Genomic DNA, 17,311 nt, shown 5'->3' with positions numbered 1-17,311 from the left:
TTCGCTATAGCCGATGGCCTCAGCCATTTCGCGATTGAGCGCCACTGTCTTTTGTAGAATTGGCGTGAACTGGCTGAACTCGCTGTTTATCTGCGCTCCGGGGCAAAACGCCTTGAAATTGCCACCACCCTCACCCGCAACGCCGACATCATTGTTTCCCGTGCTGCCAACCGCATCTTTGTCGGTGGTTCCCCCATGGCCTTTCTCTCCCGTCCCCAAACTGAAGAAGCCCCCCAATTCACCACTGGGGCAAGGGGCGAAGCCATTGACATGAAAGAAGCCATGAAGCTGGGAACCGCAACCTATGTGGACACCCGTGGTGGGTTCCTAGAGGGATTGCGCTCCATCTTTAGTGCGTCCAGTGGCGGTGCGCCCGTGGGCTTCAAGCCGATCAACATTGCCCGCTATGGCCCAGCGCGCATGGAAAAATCCCTGCGGGACTTGGATTGGTTCCTGCGCTATACCACCTACGCCATTGTGGCCGGTGATCCCAACATTCTGGCGGTGAATACCCGCGGCTTGCGGGAAATCATTGAGGCTGCTTGCTCCAGTGATGCCACGATTGCTGCCCTGCAGGAAATGCGGCGGGCAGCTCTCAGCTATTTTGAAAAAGACGCCGAAGCCAAGGGCATTGTCGAAACCTACTTTGACGTTCTGATCAACGAATTTATTGCCCCCGCCCCCTCCGATAAGGTGCGGCAGCGCAACTCCACCGATCTACAAGGTCTGCAGCTGCCACAGATTTACTTCAATGCCGCCGAGCGTCGTCCCAAATTTGTGATGAAGCCAGGGCTATCCGCTGCCGAGAAGAACGAAGTAGTTAAGGCCGCCTATCGGCAAATCTTTGAGCGCGACATCTCCCGGGCCTACGGTTTGGGTATCTCCGACTTGGAATCGAAGGTGAAAAATGGCTCCATCTCCATGAAGGAGTTCATCCGCCAACTGGCCAAATCGCCTCTCTACCGCAAAAACTTCTACGAACCCTATATCAACAGCCGTGCCCTAGAACTCGCCTTCCGCCACATTTTGGGTCGTGGGCCCTCTAGCCGCGAGGAAGTGCAAACCTACTTTGCCATTATTTCCAAGGGGGGTCTCCCTGCCTTGGTGGATGCCCTTGTGGATTCCAAGGAATACAGCGACTACTTTGGCGAAGAAACGGTGCCCTATCTGCGGGGTCTGGGTCAAGAGGCCCAAGAGTGTCGCAACTGGGGTGCCCAACAGGATCTCTTCAAGTACAGTGCTCCCTTCCGCAAAGTTCCCCAATTCATCACTACCTTTGCTACCCAAGATCAGCCCCTGCCAGATCAACACCCCTATGGGTCCGGCAACGATCCCCTGGAAATTCAGTTTGGCGCCATCTTCCCAAAAGAAAAGAAAAACCCCAGGACTCGCCCTCAACCCTTCAACAAAGACACCCGCCGCATTCTCATTGCGCGCGGGCCAGGGATCAACAATCAGGTGAGCAATCCAGCAGCCCGTGGTGTCACCCCCGGTACCCTAGGGCCAAAGGTCTTCAAGCTGGATCAGCTTCCCAGCATCAATGCCCGCATTGGCAAGCGCTCCATCGCCACGGGCGGCGACAGTGTCAAATTTGCTGAAAGTTCGACCCAGCGAGTGATTCGTGCCGCTTATCTCCAAGTTTTTGGCCGTGATGTCTATGAAGGGCAGCGCCAAAAAGTCGCTGAGATCAAACTGGAGAACGGTGAAATCTCTGTCCGTGAGTTTGTGCGGATTTTGGCCAAGTCAAACCTCTTCCGCAGCCTCTACTGGACACCACTGTACGTCACGAAGGCGATTGAATATATTCACCGTCGCCTCTTGGGTCGTCCCACCTATGGTCGCCAAGAGATGAATGCCTACTTTGACATTGCCTCGAAGAAAGGTCTCTATGGCTTGGTGGATGCCATCATTGACAGCCAAGAGTACAGCGAAGCCTTTGGTGAAGATACGGTTCCCTACGAGCGCTACATTACGCCCCAGGGTCTGGCTCTGCGATCGCTACGGGTGGGGACAATTGGCGAAACTGGCGTACCCCCTGAAAAAGAAGAAACACCTCGCTTTGTCGAACTGGGGGCGGTCACCGAACTGCGCACTGAGCCAGCGATTCAGTTCCGTGCCAATCAAGGGGTGAGCAAGCGCCGCGAGCAGACCAAGGTCTTCAAGCTCACGGATCTCAACGACAAGCAAAATCTGCAACTGGTGATTCAGGCGGCCTATCGTCAGGTTTTTGAGCGGGATGTTGCCCCCTACATTGTTCGCGATGAGTTTACCGCCCTTGAATCCAAGCTCAGCAACGGCGAGATCACCCTCAAGGAGTTCATCGAAGCCTTGGGTTGCTCTGAACTCTATCAGAAGGAGTTCTACACCCCTTACCCCAACACCAAAGTCATTGAACTGGGTACCAAACATTTCTTGGGGCGGGCACCCGTTGATCAAGCGGAAATTCGCCGCTACAACCAAATTCTTGCCACCCAGGGCTTAAAGGCCTTTGTCCAAGCCCTCGTCAGTAGTGCTGAATACGCTGAAGCCTTTGGTGAAGATACGGTGCCCTATCGTCGCTTCCCCACCTTGCCAGCGGCCAACTTCCCCAACACTGAGAAACTGCACAATCAACTCACGAAGCAAAGTGATGCGATTGTCGTGCCCAGCTTCGCGCCGGTCAAACCTCGCCTCGATAACACGAAGCTGCCGCTCCTTAGTCGGGCGATCGCCGAGCAAGAAGCTAAAGCCCGTCAAGCGGATCCCAGCAAGCCCCGCTTTATCGAATTGGGACGCTCCTTCCGCAATGGCGATGGTCAATCGGTGGAAGTGGGGGTCGGTACCACCCGTCGCCGTCCCGCTCGTATTTTCCGCATGACCGTGGGTGCCCCTAGTGCTGAAGTGGAGCTGGTCATCAATGCCATCTACTGCCAAGTGATGGATGTCTTTAGTGGCCAAGTGCCGAGCCAGTTCCGGCGCCCTGATCTGGAAAGCCGCCTGCGCAATGGTGAAATTACCGTCCGCGAGTTTGTGCGTACACTGGCCAGCTCGGAGATCTATCGCAACCGCTTCTACACCCCCTATCCCAACACCAAGGTGATTGAGTTCCTCTTCCGTCACCTCCTTGGTCGCGCCCCAGCCACCCAAGCGGAAATTCGCCAATACAACAAAATCTTGGCGGATCAAGGCCTCAAGGCTGCTGTCGAAACGATGGTAAATAGCCCTGAGTACAGCCGCTACTTTGGCGAAGATGTCGTGCCCTACAAACGCTTCCCGACGCTGCCAGCGGGCAACTACATTGGCAGTGTCAAAGCCGATGCCGACTTGGTGAAGCAATCCTGGTCGAGCCTCTCGCCCTCATTGGTGGGGATTCAGCCCAGTCATCGCGACTAGGGTACGCTGCCACTAACCACTTGTGAATCAATCCACTAGCGGATGCTCCTGTAGGGGTGTCCGCTTTTTTGCGCGACAAGACCACGTTAAAATATCTTAAAGATTTCCAATTCTGAAAAACCCGCAAAATCCCCTCCTGGTAAGGGTTGGCAGTCTTTCTATAACCAGTAAAAAAATGATAGAGTACAAAAAATTCACATTTTAATTTCTATCCATTGCTGTCCCCATTGAGTAGGAGTGTCCGTTACTTTGGAGACCCACAAAGAAAAGATACTCGTTGTTGACGATGAAGCGAGTATTCGTCGCATCTTAGAAACTCGGCTGTCAATGATTGGCTATACCGTCGTCACTGCTGCCGATGGCGAGGAAGCCCTGACCACCTTTCGGCAGGAGCAGCCAGATTTAGTGGTGCTTGATGTGATGATGCCGAAACTAGATGGCTATGGCGTCTGTCAAGAACTGCGCAAGGAATCGGATGTCCCGATTATTATGCTCACTGCCCTTGGCGATGTTGCTGATCGCATTACGGGGCTAGAACTGGGGGCCGATGATTATGTGGTCAAGCCCTTTTCCCCCAAGGAGTTGGAAGCCCGCATTCGCTCGGTACTGCGACGCATTGAGAAGACCAATACCTCTGGCATCCCTAGCTCCGGGGTGATTCAGGTGGGCAATATTCGCATTGACACCAATAAGCGGCAGGTCTACAAGGGGGATGAGCGCATTCGTCTCACGGGCATGGAATTTATGCTCTTGGAATTGCTGGTAGGACGCTCGGGCGAGCCTTTCTCCCGCGCAGAAATTCTGGAGCAAGTGTGGGGGTACACCCCCGAACGCCATGTGGATACACGGGTGGTGGATGTCCACATTTCCCGCTTGCGGGCTAAATTAGAGGAAGACCCCAGTAATCCAGAATTAATCTTGACCGCACGGGGCACAGGGTATCTCTTTCAGCGCATTACTGAACCGGGAGAAGCAAGCAACAAAAATCAATAGCTGCTTGGCTTGAGGGTGAGCCATGAATCAAAAACGCTGGCGCTGGTCAGAGGTGGTGGGTCTAGGTCTGACGGCTGTGGCTCTAGGCATTGTTGCCTTTATGCAGCAGGATGCCCTGCGTCAATTACAAGCTCAAACGGGCGAACAATTCACCGATGCCGAATATGAGCGCCAGAATGCTCAAACCATTACTCAAATGCAGCTTTTGGCAAAGTTACCTTCCTTTGGGTTTGACAATTTAGTTGCCGATTGGGCATTTTTGCAATTTCTGCAGTTTTTTGGGGATTCTGCTGCCCGCCAAGTCACGGGTTACGACGACGTACCTGCTTTCTTTGAGGTGATTATTGCCAAGGATCCCGGCTTTGCCCAAACCTATCCCTACCTCTCGACGGCAATTACGGTGTATGCAGGACAGCCACAAACCGCTGTGGCTTTGATGGATCGGGGGCTGGCTGCTATGGATCCCGCCTATCAACCAACGGCCTACTTGGCATGGGTGTTTCGGGCTATGGATGAATTGCTCTTTTTGGGCAACGGCCGAGCGGCAGCGGAGTCCTACGATCGCGCGGCGGCTTGGGCAGAACTGAATCCAGAGCCACAGGTACGTGCTGCAGCAGGGTATTATCGCTCGTTGGCACAAACCCTACGGCGAGATCCCGACAGTCGCATGGCCCAGATCAATGCCTGGATTTGGGCATTGGTCAATGCTGTCAGCGATCGCTCGCGACAAACAGCCATAGAAAATATTGAGCGCCTAGGGGGCAAAGTCTCACGGCTCCCCGATGGTACTTGGCAAATTCGCCATCCTGAAGATCTGCGGTAACCCCTGTGGAACGGACTATTGCCGAAATTAATGAAAAGATTACAGCAGGCAAAGCCACGGTTTGGACATTGGCAGAACTCAAAGCCCGTCTTGAAAGCCTGAGCATTGCCGAAGCAACCCGCCAAGTGGATGTGATTACGACGGGTACGTTTGAACCTATGGAGTCCTCCGGGGCGATCATTAACTTGGGACCGACAGATCCGCCCATTAAACTGCGGCAGTGCTGGCTTGATGGCATTCCCGCCTACAGTGGTTTTGGCGCTGTGGATCTGTACCTTGGGGCGGCCCAATCGCTGGATCCCAACTCTGAAGCAGGAGAAGCCGACAGTCTGCGGGAACGGGGGGGTGGCCATGTCATTGCCGATTTGATTGCGGGTAAAGCCATTCCCCTACGGGCGGTGGGCTGTGTTACGGATTGTTATCCCCGCGCCAGTTTAGAAACGGTGATTAGCAAAGACACCATCAACCAGTTCTATCTCTATAATCCCCGCAATCTGTATCAAAATTTTATTGTGGGTGTGAATGGGGGCGATCGCCCCCTCTATACCTATCTGGGTCCACTGCAACCGCAATTGGGGAATGCCGTTTATGCCTGTGGCGGTGCCCTCTCACCTCTGTTGAATGATCCCTACTTGCGATTGGTGGGGATTGGCACGCGCATTTTCCTCGGTGGTGGCATTGGTTATGTGGCCTGGGAAGGCACCCAACACTTTCCGTTGCAAAAACGCCTGGCCAACGACACCCCCATTGGTCCAGCCGCAACCCTTGCCCTCATTGGTGATGCCAAGCAAATGGATCCCTTTTGGGTGCGCGGTTGCTATTTCAAGCACTATGGGGCCTCTCTGATGCTGGGGGTGGGAGTTCCCCTGCCGGTGTTGGATCAAGAGGTCATTGCCCGCTGTGCCATTCGCGATGAGGACGTAGTGGCACCGATTATTGATTTTTCAATTCCTCGCCGGGTACGTCCCACCTTCGGCCTGGTCAACTATGCCCAACTCAAGTCCGGCAGCATCAAAATTGAAGGCAAAACCGTGCGCACTGCTCCCCTGACCAGCCTCTACTTGAGTCAACGCATTGCCGAAGTCCTCAAGGATTGGATTTACAGTGGTCGTTTTACCCTGACAGAACCCATTGCCCCTCTGCCGCGCGATCGCGCCTTTTTACCGCAACAACCTTGGATGCCCGCTGTCAGTGAGGATTAGTGAGGGTGGCAACCCTCCTTTCGCTATACTGACAAATAGTTCAACCGCCTTGGCCTTGGAATTCTGCAGTGCCTGACCTACGTGATTCAGACTACTGATAAACTCTTACGGAGCGGTGTTTAATAAAATAAAGATATAGGGCTCTGGATTCCAGCGATCGCGGACAACCCAAAAGTTGCATCCTTCATCAGCTCAAATCCATCATACGTATTCTTACGGTTGTTGCATGTTCTAGTTGTGTGTCAGTCTCAGCATTAGGGTAGAGGTCAAAGGCTGTGCAGTATCTCGCCGAAGTGATTAAAAAAACGGGTTTTATGGGGACGAGATCCGAGTTGAAATTATTGATGCGTGAGCAGTCGGGCTACTGGCACCCTGTCCCCCAAAACGAAGAAACGATTCCCTTTGACAATAGTCGCGACTACGGCAATGGCGTGCTGGTCTTTGTGGAAATGGCCGCTAACCGCCAAATTCAAAACGTAGATGAAGCGGCTCGCCGCCTCACGGGTATTTTGCACGGCTTTACACGGATGCGGGAGCGTTTCCAAAGTCAAGAGGAAGAAATTGAAGGCTGGAAGCAATCCCTCCTATATCAGGCGGAAGCGCTTAATCAACGGGAACAGGAATTTGAGCAGCGCAAAGAAGAACTCCAGGAACTAGAGGCACAACTGGCTGGCGCTGAAGAGCAGCTGGCACAACTCAACAAACTACGGGAGGAATTGACCGCAGAGGAAGAGCGGATTCAAGCGGAACGCCAAGCCCTTGAAAATTTACGCCACCAAGTCCATCAAGAGCAGCAGCGCTGGGAACAACTCAGATCAAGCCACAGCAATGGCCTATCCCCGGAACAAATTCGCCAAGTGGACTCGATTGTGCAGCAGTTGGCAGAGACCCTCAGCAGTGGTGGGGGTTCCCAAATCGCCGAATGTTTCCAAATTTTAGACCAGCAGCAGGCCTTGCTGAGCCAATACTGGCAGCAACTGGAGCAACTAGAGCAGGAAGTGAGCCAGCGGCAAGCCACCCTAGAGCAGCAACTTCAAGCTTTCCATGCAAAGGAGGAGACCTGGCGCACCGCTCAAGAACAATTTTGGCAAGACAGTCGGGCGATCGCCCTACAGGAGGAACTCTGCCGCTACAAACAGTCCGTTCTTGAAAAAGAACGCCACCTCCTTGCTCAACAGGAGGAAATGATCCAGCAAATGCGCCAAGCCATGGTCAGTGATCTCACAGAGGCAGTGGATGTGAATGCCCTGATGAAAATGCCCATGGAGGAACTCGAAAAAGAAGTGGCCAACCGAGGCAATGACCTCAAGCGTGCTTCTGCCTTTGTCAACGATCAAGAAGAAGAGCTAAAAATGGCTCTGGAGTCCCTAGCAGAACTGGAGCAAAAAATTAAAGAAGCCAGTGACTTCGATCGCCTGCAACTGGCGGGGGAACTAGAGGATGAGCGCCAGCGCTGTAATCTGCTCAATCAGGCCCTTGAGGGACAACGGCAAAATATTCGTGAAAAAGAAGCGATCTACAAAATTTACAAGCAAGTGTTAGAGGCCCGCAAAGATCCGGCCTCGCAGCAGGGCATTAGCCTCATTCCCATTCTCAGTGAACTTGAACACCAGTTTCAGGACTACAGTGTGGCCGTCAATCAACTCGCAGAGGAATTGCAGCAGGCCTATACCGATCTCGAAAGTTTGCGCCACGACCTCGAAGAGCGCCGCAAGCTGCAACAGCAGCAAAAAGATCAACTGAGCCAAGAAGAACAGGCACTGATTGAAGAACAACGTTTACTCGCCGCCAAACGGGGGCAGGCAAATCTGCTGCGGGAAATTTTACAACCCGTTCAAGATCGTCTCAATCACCTGCGCCAAAGCTTAGAGGGACTCAACCAAAATATCCTCAATGGCCGCCCCAGTGCCCTCATTTCTGACTTGCAGCAGGTGGTTATGAATCTGGGGCAGGGGGCTTAGCCCCTAGTGCCGCTGCCGCATTGCATCTCGGACTTTGGTTTCCCCTGTGGGGTTATTTTGCTCACGGTACAGCTTCAAAGCTACTTGATAGGCACTGCGGGCCTCCTGCTGCCGCCCTTGGGCTGCCAAGGCTTTCCCCAAGCGGTAAAATCCTTCGGGATCCTTGGGGTTGATCTGCGTGGCTTGACGATAAATCGCCGCCGCTTCCAGGGGATTATTTTGCTGCATTAACAGCTCACCAAAACTGAAGTAAGTGGCGACCCGTTCGGGTTGCAGGGTAATCAGGCGGCGGTAGGCTTGAATCGCTCGCTCGGGTTGATTCGCTGCCGCAGCCAGTTCGGCCACCTGTTGTAGCAGATCTGCATCCCGCTGACCCAAGTTAGCGGCGCGGTCAATTGCCTGCCAGCCATTGCCAGGATCGCCGGCCGCAAGGAGTGCCATTCCTAAATTGAGTTGAATTGAGGCATTGCCGGGGGCAAGGGCTGCCGCCTGTTGCAGGCTACTGAGGGCTTCAGGAATATTGCGTTGTTGGAGCAGCAAAACCCCTAATCCCTTTTGAGCTGACCAATTGCGGGGAGCAAGACGGAGGGCGGCGCGGTAGGCTTGTATGGCGCCTTGGGGATCCCCCATGCGGGCGAGAATTACCGCCAGTCCTTCATAGGCTTGAGCATTACGGTTATTCAGGCGGATGGCTTGGCGGTAGGCGGCAGCAGCACCGTCGTTTTCCCCCATCATCCCCAGACTGTAGCCCAGGGCATAGTAAAAATCAGCGTTTTGTTGATCCAGCTCAATCGCGCGTTGGTAAGCACGGGCAGCCTCGGCAAATTGTCCCTGCTGGGCATAGATGTAGCCAATGGCAGAATGCAGGCGAGGATTACGGCTCTCACTCTGGAGCAGTTGCTGATAAATGGCCAAGGCTTGGGCATAGTTTCCTCCTTCCACTAGCCGCTGCCCTTCCTGCATCAGCCGGCTCACTTGGCTATTGGCGTGGACTGGCGATGCCATCCAAAGGCTAAGACTGGCAATACTAGCCCACAAAAGGGAATTGAAGCGCATTGTGAGTGAGTCCTCCTCGCAAACGTTAACCCCAACTTAACGGTTGTTTACAGCTCCCTTAAGAGATACTGCAAATTCCGCCAAGGGCGATCGCCAAGGGTTAAGAGATCTAGTTAAAGCAAACTAAGGGTCTATTCTGGACAATTTTGACCCCCATGGCAAATCAGGCCAATTAGTAAGGGAATTAGTAAGGTAGGTGTCCGATGGCGAGACGATGCAACATTGCCCTTGTGGGCAACTACAACAGTGGCAAAACGACCCTTGCAGAAAGTATTTTGCGCCTTACCCGCGCCACCAACGGGAAAGCCAGTAGTCTTCTGGATACCAGTCCTGAGGCGCGCGATCGCCAGATGGGCGTGGAACTGAATGTTGTCCATACCCAGTACGGGGAGCTAGACCTCACCCTTCTCGACTGTCCCGGCTCAGTGGAATTGCTCCAAGAAACCCTCAATGCCCTTGTGGGTGTGGACATGGCGATCGTGGTCTGTGAACCCCTGAGCGATCGCGCCTTTACCCTAACCCCCCTATTCAAATTCCTCGATGACTGGCAAATTCCCCATATCCTTTTTGTCAACAAGATGGAGCGTGCCCATGATCCCTACATGGAGATTCTAGCCGCCTATCGCCAAGTGTCCAGCCGTCCCCTTGTGCCCCACCAGTACCCCATTTGGCAGGGGGATGACCTCTTGGGCTACATTGACTTGGTGACGGAGCAGGCCTATCACTACCATGCGGGGGCGGCGGCGGATTTAGTCCCCTTTCCTTCGGAATTACAAGCCGTCGAACAGGCGGCGCGGGCAGAGCTCCTAGAGGCGCTGGCCAACTACGATGATCACCTCCTCGAAGAACTCCTGGAGGATATTGCACCACCGGAAAGTGAAATCATGGCGGATTTGCGCTGGGAGTTGGGAGCCGACTTAATTGTGCCCGTCTTTTTTGGCAGTGCCCAAACGGACGATGGTGTGCGCCCCCTATTGGCAGCCCTCGATCGCGAAGCACCCGATGCCACAGCAACCGCTGCCCATCGCCAGATCAACGGTGAGGAGCCTCTCGCCCAAGTGCTCAAGACGTTCTATGTACCCCAAGGAGGTGGCAAACTCTCCCTTGTGCGGGTCTGGCAGGGCACCTTGACCGATGGCATGAGCTTGAATGGGGTGCGCGTGGGGGGCATCTACCGTGCCCAGGGCACGCAATTAGAATCCTTGGGGCAAGCAACGGCGGGTGAGGTTGTCCTATTGGCACGGCTGGAGGGCATTCGTACAGGTGAGACCCTCAGTGGCAGTGGTCAGGTACCCCCTTTGCCCTGTGCACCACAACTGGAACCGGTCTATGCCCTGGCCATGACTCCCAGTAAACGGAGTGACGAGGTGAAGCTCACTGGCGCGCTGCAAAAACTCCTTGAGGAAGACCCGGCGCTGCATTGGGAACAGCATGGCGATACCCATGAAATGATTCTCTGGGGACAGGGTGAAATTCACTTGCAGATTGCCCTCGATCGCCTGCGTCGCAAATATAACCTACCGATGCAAACCCATCTACCCCAAGTCCCCTACAGGGAAACCATTCGCCGTAGTATCAAAAATAGCCATGGCCGCTATAAACATCAAACCGGTGGCCACGGCCAATTTGGGGATGTATACCTCGATATCGCTCCCCTAGAGCGCGGCAGCGGCTTCCAATTTAGTGAAACCATTGTCGGTGGCGTTGTTCCCAAGCAATATATCCCCGGTGTTGAGCAGGGGGTGCGCGAATTCCTGAACCAAGGCCCCTTGGGCTTTCCGATTGTGGATGTGGCTGTTACCCTCACCAATGGCTCTTACCACTCTGTGGATAGCTCTGAGCAAGCCTTTCGCCAAGCAGCCCGCCTTGCTATGCAAGCGGGAATTCCCCAGTGTGAACCGCAACTCCTAGAACCCATCATGGCGGTACAGGTGTGGATGCCCCAAGCCTTTACCGCTAAGGTGATGCAGGCTTTAACAGGGCGGCGCGGTCAGGTTTTGGGCTACAGCTGTAAGGAGGGTTGGCCCGGCTGGGAACAGATTGAGGCCTATTTACCGCAAGCGGAAATGCATGACTTTGTGGTGGAGTTGCGATCGCTGACCATGGGCACTGGTGGCTTCCATTGGCAATTTGACCATCTTCAGGAAGTACCGGAGAAACTGGCCGCGATGATTGTCCAGCGCCACAAAAACGCCTAGGCCACTCCTTGAGCCGCCTTGGCCTGCAATTCCTGAAGTCGTGTGGCCATAATCTCCTGAATCTGCGCCTCCCGCTGGCGATCGCCCTCATCAAGGTCATCGGCCACGGTGCCGGGAGCGGCTTGGAATTTCTTGAGTTGACGGTCAAAGAAACTATTGGGAAAGCGGCGATACTCAACGGTCCGCTGCTCGAGGCGGGCAGTGTGGCAAAACTGGTGCAACCAATAGGCATAGGCCACATCCTCAGCCCCATAGCGAAATTGGCGAAACACCTCATCCTCTGGAAAGCCGCCAATAAACTCATGGACTTCGCGGCGCACAGCCAGGTTCAGCACCAAGGTTTGCTCGAGGCTCTGGTGCCAGTAGGGATGCAGGCGATCGCGACAATAGACCCCCGTGCGCACCGCCCCAAAATAGGCCGGGGCATAGGGTGCCGGCAAGGGCTGATTCAACACCGATAGAGCTAAAAACAGGTGCTCAGGGCGGTACAAATCATCGGCATCACAGAAAAAAATCACCTCACCTTTGGCTAAGCGCACCCCAATGTTCCGCGCCGCCGCAATCCCAACATTCGTCGGTAGGCCCACCAATTGCAGAGGGACAGCATTTGGCCATCCTGCCATCGCCACATCGCAGGTGCGATCCGTTGAACCATCGCTAATCAGGATGAATTCCCCCTCAGTGGCGTAGGGGAAGTGCCGTTGGAGGTAGCGGCAACTGGCAGCAATGCTCTCAAGGGTTTCGCGAAAGATCGTTTCTCCCCGCTGGCTCACCACATTGTAGGCGGGCATCACAATCGAGAAGGAACGCAGGCCAGCAAGTTCCACAGCAAGTCCCTCAGTCACTCGCCCTGATCTTCTCCCTAGGAGGGGCTTCGATGCAAAAATTGCCCGAGGTGTTGACAAACGCTCAGGGTATTCGCTAGATTAACTAATGCTGAGTCTTGCCCCCATCGTCTAGTGGCCTAGGACACCTCCCTTTCACGGAGGCGACGGGGATTCGAATTCCCCTGGGGGTATCCCACACGGGCAACCTCACATGAACAAGACGAACGGTGGATATTTGATTCGCCGCTCTCCTGCCAAAGTGCCACAATACGGAAAGTAGTGCAGGAGACAAAGGATGGACTGGGCAACACGGGTGATGCGGGTCACGCCGTCGGTAACGTTGGCGATGGATGCCAAGGCCAAAGCAATGCGGGCGGCGGGCGAAGATGTCTGTAGCTTCAGTGCGGGCGAACCCGACTTTGACACCCCTGCCCACATTCGTGAGGCTGTGAAAACAGCTCTCGATCAAGGTAAAACTCGCTATGGTCCGGCGGCAGGGGAACCGGCTCTGCGGCAGGCGATCGCCACCAAGCTCAACAGCGACAACCACCTACCCTATCGTGCGGAAAACATCCTCGTCACCAATGGCGGCAAGCAGGCCCTCTTTAACCTGATGCTGGCCCTGATCAACCCCGGCGATGAGGTGATTATTCCTGCCCCCTACTGGGTGAGTTATCCGGAAATGGTGCATCTAGCCAGTGGCACGCCAGTGATTGTGGCAACCACGCCGGAAACAGGTTATCGGATTACCCCTGCTCAACTGGAGGAGGCAATTACACCCAGGACACGGCTTTTTGTCCTCAATTCCCCCAGTAACCCCACGGGCATGGTCTATACACCTGAGGAAATTCGTGAGCTGGCGGCAGTGGTTGTGCGGCATCAACTGTGGGTCGTTTCTGATGAAATTTATGAAAAAATTCTCTACGATGGTGCCCAACACCTGAGCATTGGCGCAGTCAGTGGGGCCGCCTTTGAGCGCACGATTGTTTGCAGTGGGTTTGCCAAGGCCTATGCCATGACCGGCTGGCGGGTGGGCTACCTAGCAGGGGCAACGGAGATTATTAAAGTGGCAACCAAAATTCAGAGCCACAGCACCTCAAATGTGTGTACATTTGCCCAGTATGGTGCCCTTGCGGCCCTAGAAGGCAGTCAAACCTGTGTGGCTGAGATGGTGGCGGCATTTCGCGAGCGCCGTGCCTATATGTATGCAGGGATTTGTGAGATTCCGCGGCTGCGCTGTCTTAAACCCAATGGAGCATTTTATTTGTTTGTGGATATTGGCGAAACAGGCATAGGGTCCGTGGAATTTTGCGATCGCCTGCTGGCGGAGGAAAAAGTGGCCGCCGTCCCCGGTAAAGCCTTTGGCATGGATGATCACATTCGCCTCTCCTACGCCACGGATCTAGCCACGATTGAAAAAGGCCTGACCCGACTAGCAAAATTTGTCCAGCGGCTCTAAGTCCACAACCGCCCCACCGCTAGCAGCAACCCCGGCAGCACCTCGCTGCAATCAACCCTCTCCGGCGAGTCTAAACCAACCACTGCCTCTTGGGGACGCTAGCGTTCTCCTTAGCGGTCTTGGCTATTGATCAGCACTCCTAAGGACACCCCCAGTGGCCGATACGCCTGCATTTTGGTGCGGCAGCGGTCAATAGGATCCAATAGGATCCGAGGGCGATCGCAACTCAGCAACAAAATCCGGCAGATTGGGATAAGGTCCATCGGATCAACACCCGCTAGGGGGGAGTTAGCAATCCCAGAGATATCTGGGGAGGGTTGGCCGCCCCATTGGCCTTTGCCGGTTCCAAAGCCCCACTTCCACAATCAGCTCAAAATTTTGGCTACTCCCTTGCCCCCTGTGGGTGGCAGAATAATCAATTCACTAGTCTGGTCAATTCTAGGCGCAGCTCAGGAGGATGCGGCAGAGTTGATCAAAGCACCGTTGCATTGGGGACATTGAGCAGTAGCGGCGAGCTATCCCCAGGGGTTGGAGGAGTCATAGCCTTTGCCCAAGTGGTGTCACTTAATCCTAGGTAAGATCCTAGGTAAGGCTACTTAGGGATGCGCTTTGACATGTTGCCATGCCAGTTTGGCTGCACCGACAATGCCTGCGTAATTCCCAAGGGTTGCTCGCAAACAGTGGAGGTTATGGCGGGAGGTGGGCAGCACCCGCTCTTCCAATTCAGCAATCATCGAGGGAAAGAAGAGATCACTGGCGGCACTAATCCCCCCACCAATAATCACTGCTTCTGGGGTGAGCACATACACAAGGCTAGCAATGCCAGCGGCTAATTCGCGGCCATAGGTTTGCCAGAGGGCGATCGCCTCAGGATCGCCATTGCTGGCCCGCTCTGCCATCTCATGGGGTTCACAGCCCCAACGCCGCCGCAGGGCTTGGGCGGAAACGTGTTGCTCAAGGGAACCGCGATTGCCACTGTTGCAGGGAGGCCCGTTGTAATCGAGGGTAATCAGCCCCAACTCGCCGGCGGTGCCATCTCGACCAACAAACAACTCCCCATTCAAGATAATGGCACCCCCTACCCCCGTCCCCAACGTGAGCAAAATTAAATCCTTGAACTGACTCCCTGCTCCTAGCCATGCTTCCCCCAGGCCGGCACAGTTGGCATCGTTACCAATCACTGTGGGTTTGCCCGTCTGGTGTTCCAGGCTATCGCTAATAGGCACTTCGTACCAGTCAAGGTTGATGGCACGGCGGGCAATGCGACCACTGGCATCCACGGGTCCCGGTACGCCCATACCAATCGCCAACGCCCGATTCTCACTATCCAGTTCTTTCATCCCCTGCAAAATGGCTTTGATCACCCGTTCTGGAAAAGGGGGCTGAGGGGTCGGCAACACCAGGGAATGGAGACAATTCCCCTTGGGACTAAAACACCCCATTTTGATGGCAGTGCCACCTAGATCAACGCCAATAACGTAGGATTCACTCACAGAGATTTTGTTTGTCTCAATTGCAGGCGATCGCGGGCATCGTCGCCCAGTTGAATCGTCACATCCGATGCTAGCACACCCGTACTCTCCACCCGCACTTCTCCAAATCCCAGTAATAACTGCACTCGACGCGCTGCTGCCAAGTCCCCCTGCTGAGCAATGATCCGCGTAATCGGAATCGGTTGGGGGAATGGCTCCGCTACCAAGGGATAGGGGTAACCAGCGGTTGCCAGTTGCTCACTCAGATGCGTGACTAATGATTCTGGCAGGGTAGTATTTTGAATAGCAATCTGCACTTGGGCAGGGGAGGTCAAACCCGTCTCGCGCGGATCAGCAGTAGGGGTGTCACGGAAATACTGATCCGTTAGCCAAGCAATCCGTTGGTAATTGGGCAACCAATAGCTCACTGCCACTTCATCAGTGCTGCCATTAAAGTTCCCCGGCAGCAGCAGAAACTGCACCCGCGATCGCGGCAAGCTGGTAAGGAATTGACCCAGGCTCATCAGTTCTCCAACTGTTAGATTCGTATCCAAGTTTTCGCGGATAATACTGAGAATTTGGGGAGTACGGGCAAGGGTTTCCGGGCGAGCCGTTTGCTCCATCAATGCCCGCAAAAACATCTGTTGTCGCTGCACACGGCCAATATCGCCAAGGGCATCATAGCGAAAGCGCAGAAATTGCAGGGCTTGATTGCCATTCAGGTGTTGTCGTCCGGCTTGCAAATCAATATGGAGGTGCTGACTGTCATCGCGATAGCGCATAGCTATGGGCACATCCAGGGTCACACCCCCAAGGGTGTCAATGAGTTTCTCGATTCCTTGAACATTAATGCGCAAATAGCGATCGATGGGCACATCTCCCAACAGCTCACTGACGGTTGCTGCCGCCAACGCTGGTCCCCCAAGGGCATTGGCTTCGTTGATTTTGGCATCCCCGCGGCCGGGAATAAAGGTCAGCGTATCGCGGGGAATTGATAGTATCACTAAACGTTGCTGCACTGGGTCAAAGCGCACCAGTAGAAGTGAGTCCGATAGCCCCTCAACGGAATTAACTAGGGCATGGTAGGTCAGGTTGGGGTCGGGGGGGTGATCTAAGTCGGAAGTTAAGACCTTAGAGCCAATGAGCAATAAATTTAGCGGCTGATGGAGCCTTGCCCCTGTCCAGCGATCGCCCCGTTGAAACGCCTGCCACTCCTGACTGCTGAGTGATCGCTGCATGAGCGGTGTGCTCTGACTGAGTAGCCCCCAGAGTGCCCCTAGGCTGCCGGAGATCAAGGCCACCCCTAGCCACAACACCAGTCGCCAAAATAGGACCCCTTCTTCAGGCGGAGCCGGTTGTCGTTGGCGTTGCCATCGAATAAACACCATTGCCTCGCCACCCTAAAATTCCCTTAAGCCTACCATGTTGCTCTTTTCTCCTAGGACATTCATCAAGGGTCTTCGATAGGGAGTTTCATCCTTGGGCGTCTATGTCGTCCTCATAAAAAGAACTATCAACAAGTTGGCAGCATACAATACTCAAATATGACTCAAATATCCAACCGATCAGGAACTGATTGCGGCCAACATGCAATTTATTGACCTTGCAGAAATTCACGTCAAAGCCGGCAAAGGGGGTGACGGCATTATTGCCTTTCGCCGTGAAAAGTATGTGCCTGCAGGGGGGCCATCGGGGGGCAATGGTGGCAATGGTGGCTCGGTGATTCTCAAGGCAGTCTCCAATTTACAAACGCTGCTGGACTTTCGCTATGCCCATGTTTTCAAGGCCGAAAATGGCCAACGGGGCGGACCGAATAACCGTACCGGTGCCTGTGGTGCGGATTTAGTGATTGAGGTGCCCTGCGGCACAATGGTCTGGGATTCGCAAACCGGGGAATTGCTGGGAGACTTGACTACCCCCGGTCAAACGCTGCTGGTGGCTAAGGGAG

10 protein-coding genes, 1 tRNA gene and 2 pseudogenes are annotated in these 17,311 nt (G+C 54.4%); 9 read left to right on the top strand and 4 right to left on the bottom strand.

The annotated features are described in order from the left end of the window. Positions 1 to 66: 66 nt before the first annotated feature. From H8Q75_RS11475 to hmpF, 5 genes and pseudogenes are all read left to right on the top strand, one after another. Positions 67 to 3,372 (top strand): annotated as a pseudogene (locus H8Q75_RS11475) (phycobilisome rod-core linker polypeptide); the annotation flags it as partial. A 237-nt stretch (positions 3,373 to 3,609) separates the two neighbouring features. After that, positions 3,610 to 4,365 carry a response regulator transcription factor RpaB gene (gene rpaB, locus H8Q75_RS11470; RefSeq protein WP_071823306.1) on the top strand — a complete coding sequence of 252 codons (756 nt, stop codon included), beginning with the start codon at positions 3,610 to 3,612 and terminating at the stop codon, positions 4,363 to 4,365. Positions 4,366 to 4,387: 22 nt separating this feature from the next. Further along, a complete protein-coding gene (locus H8Q75_RS11465) occupies positions 4,388 to 5,188 on the top strand; it encodes a hypothetical protein (protein WP_024125411.1) in 801 nt (266 codons plus the stop codon). 5 nt (positions 5,189 to 5,193) lie between these two features. Beyond that, on the top strand, positions 5,194 to 6,390 hold the full coding sequence (locus H8Q75_RS11460; RefSeq protein WP_024125412.1) for a homocysteine biosynthesis protein: 1,197 nt from the start codon (positions 5,194 to 5,196) through the stop codon (positions 6,388 to 6,390). A 275-nt stretch (positions 6,391 to 6,665) separates the two neighbouring features. Beyond that, positions 6,666 to 8,351, top strand: coding sequence for a pilus motility taxis protein HmpF (gene hmpF / locus H8Q75_RS11455; protein ID WP_297041836.1), 1,686 nt, complete (start codon positions 6,666 to 6,668; stop codon positions 8,349 to 8,351). 3 nt (positions 8,352 to 8,354) lie between these two features. On the opposite strand, the gene H8Q75_RS11450 is transcribed toward hmpF, so the two are convergent. After that, entirely contained in the window at positions 8,355 to 9,356 is a 1,002-nt protein-coding gene (locus H8Q75_RS11450) for a tetratricopeptide repeat protein (protein WP_162147183.1), read from the bottom strand. Positions 9,357 to 9,610: 254 nt separating this feature from the next. Here H8Q75_RS11450 and H8Q75_RS11445 point away from each other — a divergent pair, with 254 nt between their 5' ends. Next, positions 9,611 to 11,605: an elongation factor G gene (locus tag H8Q75_RS11445; RefSeq protein ID WP_024125415.1), complete on the top strand. Its 1,995-nt coding sequence runs from the start codon at positions 9,611 to 9,613 to the stop codon at positions 11,603 to 11,605. On the opposite strand, the gene H8Q75_RS11440 is transcribed toward H8Q75_RS11445, so the two are convergent. Next, on the bottom strand, positions 11,602 to 12,450 hold the full coding sequence (locus tag H8Q75_RS11440; protein ID WP_041429196.1) for a glycosyltransferase family A protein: 849 nt from the start codon (positions 12,448 to 12,450) through the stop codon (positions 11,602 to 11,604). The two genes, H8Q75_RS11445 and H8Q75_RS11440, sit on opposite strands and share 4 nt — an antisense overlap. Before the next feature lie 100 nt (positions 12,451 to 12,550). Between H8Q75_RS11440 and H8Q75_RS11435 the strand changes: the two genes are divergently transcribed. Both H8Q75_RS11435 and H8Q75_RS11430 read left to right on the top strand, forming a co-directional pair. Beyond that, positions 12,551 to 12,623: transfer RNA gene (locus tag H8Q75_RS11435), tRNA-Glu, on the top strand. A gap of 104 nt (positions 12,624 to 12,727) precedes the next feature. Then, entirely contained in the window at positions 12,728 to 13,891 is a 1,164-nt protein-coding gene (locus tag H8Q75_RS11430) for a pyridoxal phosphate-dependent aminotransferase (protein WP_024125417.1), read from the top strand. Positions 13,892 to 14,487: 596 nt separating this feature from the next. On the opposite strand, the gene H8Q75_RS11425 is transcribed toward H8Q75_RS11430, so the two are convergent. Then, positions 14,488 to 15,384 carry an ROK family protein gene (locus H8Q75_RS11425; RefSeq protein ID WP_297041830.1) on the bottom strand — a complete coding sequence of 299 codons (897 nt, stop codon included), beginning with the start codon at positions 15,382 to 15,384 and terminating at the stop codon, positions 14,488 to 14,490. After that, positions 15,381 to 16,751, bottom strand: coding sequence for an LCP family protein (locus H8Q75_RS11420; RefSeq protein ID WP_297041828.1), 1,371 nt, complete (start codon positions 16,749 to 16,751; stop codon positions 15,381 to 15,383). Before H8Q75_RS11420 ends, H8Q75_RS11425 begins: the two co-directional genes overlap by 4 nt. A 199-nt stretch (positions 16,752 to 16,950) precedes the next feature. On the opposite strand from H8Q75_RS11420, the pseudogene H8Q75_RS11415 reads away from it, so the two are divergent. Then, positions 16,951 to 17,311: pseudogene (locus tag H8Q75_RS11415) on the top strand (GTPase ObgE); the annotation flags it as partial.

Source organism: Thermosynechococcus sp. OHK43 (genome assembly GCF_014466085.1).
Lineage (GTDB): Bacteria > Cyanobacteriota > Cyanobacteriia > Thermosynechococcales > Thermosynechococcaceae > Thermosynechococcus.
This window is presented reverse-complemented; position numbering and strand designations above follow the sequence as displayed.

Coding starts and splice junctions, on each gene's coding strand:
- H8Q75_RS11465 (WP_024125411.1), top strand. CDS start 4,388: ATGAATCAAAAACGCTGGCGCTGGTCAGAGGTGGTGGGTCTAGGTCTG.
- H8Q75_RS11450 (WP_162147183.1), bottom strand. CDS start 9,356: ATGGCATCGCCAGTCCACGCCAATAGCCAAGTGAGCCGGCTGATGCAG.
- H8Q75_RS11445 (WP_024125415.1), top strand. CDS start 9,611: ATGGCGAGACGATGCAACATTGCCCTTGTGGGCAACTACAACAGTGGC.
- H8Q75_RS11430 (WP_024125417.1), top strand. CDS start 12,728: ATGGACTGGGCAACACGGGTGATGCGGGTCACGCCGTCGGTAACGTTG.
- H8Q75_RS11420 (WP_297041828.1), bottom strand. CDS start 16,751: ATGGTGTTTATTCGATGGCAACGCCAACGACAACCGGCTCCGCCTGAA.